This is a genomic window from Cellulomonas sp. P4_B5_2 (genome assembly GCF_056402235.1).
Genome location: NZ_JBFUHU010000224.1, coordinates 1 through 9,543 on the forward strand (window position 1 = coordinate 1; position 9,543 = coordinate 9,543).

The window sequence follows — 9,543 nt, forward strand, 5'->3', positions numbered from 1 at the left end:
CGACGTGGGCAGACCGTCGTAGCGGGTGGACCGACCGCGTCAAGGCCAAGGACCCGGGCCTCGACGCGGGGTGGTGTCGCCGGGCCACACTGGTCCGCATGGGGCACCGGGGGCGCACGGGGATGGTCGTGATGCTGGTCGCGCTGCTGTCAGCGTGCGCGTCGTCGCAGGCGAGCCGTGCCCCGCGGCCGACCGTCACGCCGACCGCCACCTCCACGCCGGTGACCGCACCGAGCGCCCCGGGGGCGACCGACGACCCCGTCGTCGCCCTCCCGCCGGCGTTCACGTCCGCGATCTCCCCGATCACCCCCGAGCTGGCCGCCCGCATGGAGCCGTCGTGGCGGCCGGGCTGCCCGGTGCCCCTCGAGGACCTGCGCTACGTCACGGTCACGCACCGCGGCTTCGACGGCGTCGACCGGCAGGGCGAGCTGGTGGTGCACGCCGACGCGGCGGACGACATGGTCACGGTGTTCCGGGCCCTGTTCGACGCGGGCTACCCGGTCCGGTCGATGCGGCTGGTCGACGACTTCGGCGCGAGCGACGACGACTCGATGGCGGCGGACAACACGTCGGCGTTCAACTGCCGGGCGATCACGGGCGGGTCGGAGTGGTCCGAGCACGCGTATGGCCGGGCGATCGACCTCAACCCGGTGGAGAACCCGTACGTCCGGGGATCGTCGGTGGCGCCCGACGACGGCCGCGCGTTCGCCGACCGGCCCGACAGCCCGGGGGTGATCCACGGCGGCGACGCGGTGGTCCGGGCCTTCGCGTCGGTCGGCTGGCTGTGGGGCGGCGACTGGGAGTCCCCGATCGACTACCAGCACTTCTCGTCGACGGGCCGCTGACGGCCCTCGACGGGCCGCTGACGGCGCTCGACGGGCCGCTGACGGCCCTCAGGCCGGCGACAGCCGCGCGTCGACCTCGGCCATGCGGCGCTCGGCGACCAGCCGCACGGTCTCGTCGCTGAGCGGGGACCCGGCGTCGAACTGCAGGGTGGCCCCGGACAGCTTCCCCTCGGTGAGCACCCCGGTCAGGGACCGCGCGAGCGGCGGGCTCATCAGGTGCAGGCTGCAGTGCGACTTCGCCACCGACAGGGCGACGAGTCCCGCCCCGCGGTAGCGGATCGTCGGCACCTGGTAGGAGATCACCTGCTCGGCGTCGGGGACGACGGCGAGCAGCCGGTCGCGCACCACGCGCAGCGCGGCTCCCTGCGCCGGCGGGATCGCGTCGAGGTACTCCTCGACGGTGGCGGCGGGGTATCCCTCGCGGGGCATGGCTCCTCCTACGGACGCGGGTCGGCGGCGAGGTCGACGAAGTCGTCGACCCGCATCAGGCGCAAGCCGGCGCGGATCACCCGGGGCACGAGCCGGGCTCCGGCCGCACCGTGCAGGCGATGCGGATGGGTCAGTGCCAGGACGTGACCGCGCCGGACCATGCGCGCCCCGCCGCCGTACTCGACGTTGCGCAGCCACTGGACGTCGGGACCGTAGGTGAGCGCGATGACCACACCGCGCGGCGACGAGAACGCGAAGACGGGAGTCCGGTACCGGCGCCCGCTGGAGCGTCCCACGTGGTGCAGCGTCGCGAACGGCGGCAGCCAGTCGGAGATCGTCCCCAGCAGGGGGTTGGTCACCCGGCGGTTGAACCGCGCGACCCGGAGCGGGATCGGCATGCCCTCGACCGTAGTGCGCAGAGGCGGGCGGCCGCACGGGTGCACGTGGTCTCGCCCAGCGGACGCCGAGTTGCGGGCCGCGTGCGCCCATGGGCACGGTGGAGGCGTCCGACGAGCCGCCCGCGAGGGTGGCGCCACCGGCAACCGAGAGGAGAGCCTTCGTGCTCACCCTGACCGACAGTGCCCTGTCCACCGTCCACACGCTCACCACCCAGGCCGGCCTGCCCGACGAGACGGGCGGCCTGCGCATCGCGCAGCAGGAGGCGGGCGGGTTCGAGCTGGCACTCGTCCCTGAGCCCGTCCCGGGCGACGACGTGGTGACCGACGGGTCCACCCGCGTCTACGTCGACCCCGAGGCGTCGCTCACCCTGGCCGACCAGCGTCTCGACGTGGAGCCCGCCGAGGCCGGCTCCACCTTCACCCTCAGCCCGCAGTAACCGCCACGCCCGCGCCGGGGCACGACCGGCCGGGTGCACGGAGCAGGACCACCGACGGCGGGGAGCGCCCCTCAGCTCCGACCTGGACAGCCGATCCACAGCGGGTTCATAGTGGATCGGCGCCCGATTCGGGCGGTTCGTCCGCATCCCACCGACAGTTCAGCCGGTTGCCGACGACGCGGGCGATGTTTTCTCGACGAGGAGGAAGCATGAGGGGGACCAGGTCCATCGCCGTCGCCGCGCTCTCCGTGGGCGGTCTGCTCGTCGCCGGCCTTCCGGCGTCCGCCGCCGACCAGGACGGCTTCGGTCATCGCGGTGCCACCGTGCAGGAGCTGGCCGGCGGCTGGCATCCCGGCCACGGGCACGGCCCGAAGCCGCCGACCGCCGGGGAGCCGACGACCGTCGCCGAGCATCTCGTGACCCCACTGACGTTCGACCTCGATCGGCGCGGCACGTTGTACGTCGGGCAGGCGTTCGCCGGCACGCTGGTCAGCATCCGGCCGGGTGAGGCGCCGCAGGAGCTGTCGCCGTCGACCGGCACCGACGTCGCCGCGGTCTCGACGCTGCTCGGTTCGGTCACGTGGGCGGAGCGGGCGGGCGACCAGTTCCAGGTCCTGTCCTCCGTGCTCAAGCGCCGCGGCCACGACGGGCAGATCCGCGTGGTCGCCGACCTGCTCGCGTACGAGCAGCAGGCCAACCCGGACGGCGAGCAGGGGTACGCGTTCACCGACCTCGACCCCGCGTGCGCCGCGACCCTCGTCCCGCCGTTCGCCCCGTACACGGGTGCCGTGGACAGCCACGCCTACGGCTCCCTGAGCCTGCCCGGTGTCACCTACGTCGCCGACGCGGGTGCCAACGCGGTGCTCAAGGTGGATCACCGCGGGCGCGTCAGCACGGTCGCCGTCCTGCCTCCGACGCCGGTCGAGGTCACCGCGGAGATCGCCGGGGCGCTCGGGCTGCCCGACTGCGTCGTCGGCCACCAGTACAACCTCGAGCCGGTGCCGACGGACGTCGAGCTGGGCCATGACGGCTGGCTCTACGTGTCGTCGCTGCCCGGCGGTCCCGAGGACGGCAGCCTGGGCCCGCTCGGAGCGGTGTACCGGGTGAACCCGTGGACCGGCGCGGTGAAGCCGTTCGCCACCGGCTTCTCCGGCGCGACCAACCTGGCGATCGGCTCGGACGGCACCGTCTACGTCGCCGAGCTGTACGTCAACCAGGTCTCCTCGGTGAGCAGGCGCGGGGTGGTGACGCCTCTCGTGTCGCTGAACCAGCCGGCCGGGCTCGACTGGTCGAACGGGAAGCTGTACGTGTCCACCGACGTGTTCGGCGACGGCAAGATCGTGTCGCTGCGCGTGAAGTGAGCACGACGACGGGCCCGACGCGTGTGAGGGGGTTGACGTCGTCGCCACCACCGTCGGCCCAGTCGTCGGTGGCCGCGAACACGGCCGTGCCGGCGACGTCGGCCCGCAGGTAGGCGAACAGCGGGCGCAGCGCGTACTCCAGCGCCAGCGAGTGCCGGCCGGTGCCGCCGGTCGCGCCGACGAGCACGGGCCGACCGACGAGGGCGTCCTTGTCGAGGATGTCCACGAACGACTTGAACAGCCCCGAGTAGGACGCGGAGAAGATCGGCGTGACGGCGATGACGCCGTCCGCCGCGGCGACCTTCTCGAGGACGTCCGTGAGGGCGCCGGACGCGAAGCCGGAGAGCGTCATGTTGACGATCTCGTGGGCGACGTCGCGCAGCTCCACGGTCTCGACGTGCGCGGTGATGCCGCGGGCGGCGAGCTCGGTGACGGTCGCGTCTGCCAGGCGGTCGGCCAGCAGTCGCGTCGACGAGGGCTGGGACAGCCCGGCCGAGATGACGACGATCGAGCGGTCGCTCATCGTGGTCCTTTCCAGTGCCCGAAGAAGTCGATCAGGAAGAGAGGGAGTCCTCGGCCCGCAGGCCGGTGTACTCGTCGGTCGCGGTCACCGTCTGCTCACGCACGGTACCCGCGGCCACGGCCTTCGCCACCCGCTCGGCGTGCGACGGGGGGTTGGCCGGCACGTGCGCCGGACGGGCGGACTCGGCCTCGGCGCGCAGCACCGGGACGACCTCGGTGGCGAGGATGTCGATCTGCTCGAGCACGGTCTTCAGCGGGAGACCGGCGTGGTCCATGAGGAACATCTGGCGCTGGTAGTGCCCGACCTGGTCGCGGAACTTCCCGTACCGGTCGATGACCTGCTGCGGGCTGCCCACGGTCAGCGGGGTGTCGCGCATGAAGTCCTCCATCGCCGGACCGTGCCCGTAGACGGGCGCGTTGTCGAAGTACGGCCGGAACTCCTTGACCGCGTCCTGCGAGTTCTTGTTCATGAACACCTGCCCGCCGAGCCCGACGATCGCCTGGTCGGCCTGGCCGTGCCCGTAGTGCTCGTAGCGCTGGCGGTAGAAGCTCACCATCTGCGCGGCGTGCTCGAGCGGCCAGAAGATCGCGTTGTGCAGGAAGCCGTCGCCGTAGAACGCGGCCTGCTCGGCGATCTCGGGGCTGCGGATGGAGCCGTGCCACACGAACGGCGGCACTCCGTCGAGCGGGCGGGGGGTCGACGTGAAGCCCTGCAGGGGCGTGCGGAACTTGCCCTGCCAGTCCACGACCTCCTCCTCCCAGAGGCGGCGCAGCAGCGCGTAGTTCTCGATCGCCAGCGGGATGCCCTGGCGGATGTCCTGGCCGAACCAGGGGTACACGGGGCCGGTGTTGCCGCGGCCCATCATGAGGTCCATCCGGCCGTCGGAGATGACCTGGAGCATCGCGTACTCCTCGGCCAGCCGGACCGGGTCGTTGGTCGTGATCAGCGTCGTGGCGGTCGACAGGACGATGTTCTTCGTCGTGCCCGCGAGGTAGCCGAGCATGGTGGTGGGCGACGAGGGCACGAACGGCGGGTTGTGGTGCTCGCCCGTCGCGAAGACGTCCAGACCCGCCTGGTCGGCGTGCTGGGCGATGGTGAGCATGTTGCGCACCCGCTCCGTGTCGTCCGGCGTCCGGCCGGTGGTCGGATCGGTGGTGACGTCGCCGACGGTGAAGATCCCGAACTGCATCTCGCGCCTCGCTCTGGTGAGAGTTCCATGCGTTTGCATGTACTTGCCGCTCAACAGGACCACCCCCTGTCGTATTCCCGCCTCGAAAACTGGACGCGTGTCCATGTCGGTAAGCGTGATCCGACCCACAGGGTCCCGAGGGGCCGTCCCCGGCATCCCCCTATACCGTGGGGCCGACGGGGGCGTCGACGGAGGGCTGTACGGAGTGACGAACGAGCAGATCAGGGTCCTGGTTGTCGAGGACGACGCCGACACTGCACAGTACGTCCGGACGGTGCTGGAGCGTCGCGGCGGGATGGCCGTGACCGTGGTGCACGAACCGATGTCTGCCCTGGCCGAGGTGGCCGCGCACGAGTTCGACGTGGTGCTCACCGACATCCAGATGCCGGGCATGAGCGGACTGGAGCTGCTGGTCGAGCTGCGGTCCCGGGCGGCGGGCACCCCGGTGGCCGTCATGACCGCGTTCGCCAGCGTCGACTACGCCGTCGAGGCGCTGCGCCGGGACGCGGACGAGTTCCTGGTCAAGCCCGTGGCGGCCGCGACCCTCCTCGACCGGGTCACCGCGCTCGCGGTCGAGGGGCGTGTCAAGCGCGCGGCGATGGGCAGCAACGAGGTCGTCCTGGCGGTCGGCGCCCACCCCGACGACGTGGAGATCGGTGTCGGTGCGACGCTCGCCTCGCACCGCGCGGCCGGCGACACGGTCGTCATCCTCACCCTGTCCGGCGGGGCGATCGGCGGCGACGTGCAGTCCCGCCGGCACGAGGCGCTCGCGTCGGCCGGCGTCATCGGCGCGCGGCTGTACCTGCACGACTTCGAGGACACGCGGCTGGACCCCGCGAGCGGGCTCATCACGACGATCGAGGCGCTCATCGCCGAGGTCGAGCCGAGCGTCGTCTACACGCACAGCGAGCACGACCGGCACCAGGACCACCGGGCGGTCCGGCAGGCCGTCGACGTCGCCGCCCGCCGCGTGCCGTCTCTCGCGTGCTTCCAGAGCCCGTCGTCGACGATCGACTTCCGGCCCACCCGGTTCGTGCCGGTCGACGGGTTCCTCGACGCCAAGCTGCAGATGCTCGCGGCGTTCGAGTCGCAGTCCCACCGCGACTACATGGACCCCGAGCTGGTGCGGTCCACCGCGCGGTACTGGTCCCGGTTCGGGGGCGGCCAGTACGCCGAGCCGCTGGAGATGGTGCGGGCGGCCACGATGCTGAGCAGCAAGGCGCGGGCGATCGGCGTTGCCGCTGCCCCCGCCGCCGAGAAGGTCGACGGGCACGGAGGTCACGCATGAGGGTCCTGGTCACGGGTGCAGGGGGACCCGCCGGGGTCGCGGTGATCCGCTCGCTGCAGCGTCGCGGTGACGTCGAGGTGATCGCGGCGGACATGGACCGGTGGGCCAGCGCGCTCTACCTCGTCGACGCCGGGTCGCGTCACCTGGTCCCGGCCGGTCGCGCCGCCGACTTCGTGGACGTGGTGCGCAAGCTCTGTCTCGACGAGCGCGTCGACGTGCTCTTCCCGACGGTGGACGTCGAGCTGCCCAAGCTCGCCGCCGCCCGGGACGAGCTGCTCGCCGACGGCACGATCCTCGCGTCCCCTTCGCTGAGCACGCTCGAGACCTGCCTGGACAAGCTGGCCCTCGCCGCCGCGTGCGCGCGGACCGTCCGGGTGCCCCGGACCGAGCTGATCGGCACTCCCCAGGCGGTCTCCGGCTGGGACTTCCCGGTGATCGTCAAGCCCCGCCGTGGCGCGGGCTCGCGCGGGATCCGGCTGATCGGCACGCAGGCGGAGCTCGACGCGGTGCACGACGCCGAGGAGGACCTGCTGGTCCAGGAGCTGCTGCCCGGGGACGAGTACTCCGTCGACGTCCTGGCGGGGCTCGACGGCCGCGTGATCGCCGCCGTGCCGCGCGCCCGACTGCGGGTGGACTCCGGCGTCGCGGTCGCGGGCGTCACGGTGCACGACGACGAGCTGGTCGAGACCGCCTCGGCGGTCGCGCGCGCCATCGGCCTGACCACGGTGGCGAACGTGCAGCTCAAGCGGGACGTCGAGGGCCGCCCGGCCCTGCTCGAGGTCAACCCGCGGTTCCCCGGCGCGATGCCGCTGACCATCGCGGCCGGCGTCGACATGCCGTCCCTCACGCTCGACGCGGTGCTCGGCCGGCCGGTGCCCGACCACGTCGACTTCCAGGAGATCGCGAACGTGCGCTACCTCGAGGACGTCTTCCTGCCGATCGCTGACGTCCTGCCGCCACGATGAGCGCAGGTCCTGCCACCGACGGCGACCACCACGTCCACTCCACGTTCTCCGACGACGCCGTCAGCACGCCCGCGGAGAACCTGGCCGCGGCGCAGGTCGCACGCCTGCGCGAGATCCGCATGGTCGACCACGTGCGCGTCTCCACCACGTACGTGCCCGAGTTCCTCTCGGTGGTCCGCGCCCTGCCGCGGCTGGAGGGTCTGACGGTGCTGACCGGGGTGGAGGCGAAGATCCTCGACGCGTCCGGCGCGGTGGACGCTCCGCCGGAGGTGCTCGCCGCGCTGGGCTCGCCGGGCGGCGCGGACCGGGTGCTCCTGGCCGACCACCAGGTGCCCGGACCGGACGGCCCCTGGAGCCCGCGGGCCACCCGCGAGCGGATCGACGCGGGGCTGGCCCCGGTCGACGTGGTCGAGCTGCTGGTCACCGCCACCATCCGTGCCATACACGCCGTGGGCCGCGCGCAGCTGGCGCACCCGTTCTCGATCCTGCCCAAGATCGGCCTCACCGAGGACGACGTCCCCGACGAGCTCCTGGACGCGCTGGCCGGGGCCGCGGTCGCCACGGGCACCACGGTCGAGGTCAACGAGAAGTGGCGCTGCCCGGGTCCGCGGGCGACGGACCGCTGGCGGGCGGCCGGCGTGCAGCTCGTCGCGTCCACCGACGCGCACGTCGCCTCGGACGTCGGCGTCTACAGCTGGGTGCAGGGATGACGGGTGTCGGGCAGGACGCGCTGGTCGCGATCTTCGTCGCGTTCGTGGGCATCGGCGTCATCCCCGTGCTCGCCGGGCTGTACCAGTACCTCCTGGTCCCCGTGCACGCGTTCCGCAACCACCTGACGTCGTCGGCACCGCACCTTCCGCGCGTCGTGGTCATCGTCCCCGCCTGGAACGAGGGGGCCGTGCTCGCGGCGTCCCTCGACAGGCTGATGAGCCTGGAGTACCCGCCGGACCGGCTCAAGGTGTTCGTCGTCGACGACGCGAGCACCGACGACACCCCCGACGTGGTCCGCGCCAAGGCGGCCCAGTACGACGACCGCATCGTGCACCTGCGCCGCGAGCAGGGCGGTCAGGGCAAGGCCCACACCCTCAACCACGGCATCCGGTACGCGCTGGACGACGACTGGATGCAGGCGCTGCTCATCATGGACGCGGACGTCATCTACCGCCCCGACTCCCTGCGGCGGATGGCCCGGCACCTGGCCGACGAGAACGTGGGGGCCGTGACGGCGTTCATCCGCGAGGGCAGCGGGCGGCCGGGGAGCGTCGCGCGGTTCATCGGCTACGAGTACGTGACCGCGCAGGCGGCCGCCCGGCGCGCGCAGAACGTCATGGGAGCGATGGCCTGCCTCGCGGGCGGTGCGCAGCTGCACTCGCGGGAGAACCTCGAGGCGGTCGGCGGGCAGGTGGACACCTCGACGCTGGCCGAGGACACCTACACCACGTTCCTCACGCAGCTGAACGGGCGGCGAGTGGTGTTCGAGCCGGCCGCGGTGGTGCTGGCGGAGGAGCCCGACACGGTCACCGCCCTGTGGAAGCAGCGGGTGCGCTGGGCCCGCGGGAACGTGCAGATCACCCGCACCTTCGCCCGCATCTGGTTCCGACCCTCCCGGGTGCACAACCTGGGCAACCTCGATTTCGGCATCATCTGGTTCGCCATCTACCTGCTCCCGGTGGCCATGACGCTGGCGGCGATCGGGCTGGTCGGCCTGTACTTCGTGGCGAGCGTGACGGCCACCGCGGTGTTCCAGGGCTTCTGGTGGGTGGCGGTGAGCGCCTACGTGTTCATCACGGTGACCACCCTCCTGCTCGACCGCGAGACGGCCCGCCGGTCGTGGTTCCAGGGCATCGTGTTCCCGGGTCTCGGCGCGCTCGTGGTCATGACGGCGGCCTGGTTCCCCAACCTCTGGGAGGAACGCCTCCCGGCGCTGCTCGGGCTCGAGATGACCGAGACCGGCCGCGCGCTGTGGACGCTCACGCTCTACTCCTGGTCGGTGCTCGCGATGCTCCTGGCGTGGGTGATCCGGATCCTCGAGCGCGTCCGTCCGGTGCGGTGGCTCGCTCTCCCGCTGCTCTACGTGGTGGGCTTCGGTCCGGTGCTCTGCGCGATCA

10 protein-coding genes and 1 pseudogene are annotated in these 9,543 nt (G+C 72.3%); 7 read left to right on the forward strand and 4 right to left on the reverse strand.

The window, feature by feature from the left end:
* A partial coding sequence (locus AC1DUQ_RS15520) for a M15 family metallopeptidase (RefSeq protein ID WP_477074092.1) occupies positions 1–845 on the forward strand: 845 nt, incomplete at its 5' end.
* A gap of 48 nt (positions 846–893) precedes the next feature.
* Here the strand turns inward: AC1DUQ_RS15520 and AC1DUQ_RS15525 are convergent.
* Entirely contained in the window at positions 894–1,274 is a 381-nt protein-coding gene (locus tag AC1DUQ_RS15525) for an iron chaperone (protein ID WP_477061179.1), read from the reverse strand.
* 8 nt (positions 1,275–1,282) lie between these two features.
* On the reverse strand, positions 1,283–1,672 hold the full coding sequence (locus tag AC1DUQ_RS15530) for a nitroreductase family deazaflavin-dependent oxidoreductase (RefSeq protein WP_477061180.1): 390 nt from the start codon (positions 1,670–1,672) through the stop codon (positions 1,283–1,285).
* Between the two features lie 161 nt (positions 1,673–1,833).
* Here AC1DUQ_RS15530 and AC1DUQ_RS15535 point away from each other — a divergent pair, with 161 nt between their 5' ends.
* Positions 1,834–2,109 carry an iron-sulfur cluster assembly accessory protein gene (locus AC1DUQ_RS15535; RefSeq protein ID WP_477061181.1) on the forward strand — a complete coding sequence of 92 codons (276 nt, stop codon included), beginning with the start codon at positions 1,834–1,836 and terminating at the stop codon, positions 2,107–2,109.
* Between the two features lie 209 nt (positions 2,110–2,318).
* Positions 2,319–3,398 (forward strand): annotated as a pseudogene (locus AC1DUQ_RS15540) (ScyD/ScyE family protein); the annotation flags it as partial.
* Here the strand turns inward: AC1DUQ_RS15540 and AC1DUQ_RS15545 are convergent.
* Together AC1DUQ_RS15545 and AC1DUQ_RS15550 are read right to left on the reverse strand one after the other, a co-directional pair.
* A complete protein-coding gene (locus tag AC1DUQ_RS15545) occupies positions 3,319–3,993 on the reverse strand; it encodes a CE1759 family FMN reductase (RefSeq protein WP_477074093.1) in 675 nt (224 codons plus the stop codon). The pseudogene AC1DUQ_RS15540 and the gene AC1DUQ_RS15545 overlap by 80 nt on opposite strands.
* A gap of 31 nt (positions 3,994–4,024) precedes the next feature.
* The gene (locus AC1DUQ_RS15550) at positions 4,025–5,182 is read right to left on the reverse strand and encodes an LLM class flavin-dependent oxidoreductase (RefSeq protein WP_477061184.1); all 1,158 of its coding nucleotides are present in this window, start codon (positions 5,180–5,182) and stop codon (positions 4,025–4,027) included.
* A gap of 205 nt (positions 5,183–5,387) precedes the next feature.
* Between AC1DUQ_RS15550 and AC1DUQ_RS15555 the strand changes: the two genes are divergently transcribed.
* From AC1DUQ_RS15555 to AC1DUQ_RS15570, 4 genes are all read left to right on the forward strand, one after another.
* Positions 5,388–6,470 carry a PIG-L deacetylase family protein gene (locus tag AC1DUQ_RS15555; protein WP_477061185.1) on the forward strand — a complete coding sequence of 361 codons (1,083 nt, stop codon included), beginning with the start codon at positions 5,388–5,390 and terminating at the stop codon, positions 6,468–6,470.
* The gene (locus AC1DUQ_RS15560; RefSeq protein WP_477061186.1) at positions 6,467–7,435 is read left to right on the forward strand and encodes an ATP-grasp domain-containing protein; all 969 of its coding nucleotides are present in this window, start codon (positions 6,467–6,469) and stop codon (positions 7,433–7,435) included. Before AC1DUQ_RS15555 ends, AC1DUQ_RS15560 begins: the two co-directional genes overlap by 4 nt.
* A complete protein-coding gene (locus AC1DUQ_RS15565; protein WP_477061187.1) occupies positions 7,432–8,145 on the forward strand; it encodes a histidinol-phosphatase in 714 nt (237 codons plus the stop codon). The genes AC1DUQ_RS15560 and AC1DUQ_RS15565 overlap by 4 nt, the downstream gene beginning before the upstream one ends.
* The coding region (locus tag AC1DUQ_RS15570; protein ID WP_477074094.1) for a glycosyltransferase family 2 protein at positions 8,142–9,543 on the forward strand (1,402 nt) is incomplete at its 3' end. The genes AC1DUQ_RS15565 and AC1DUQ_RS15570, both read left to right, overlap by 4 nt.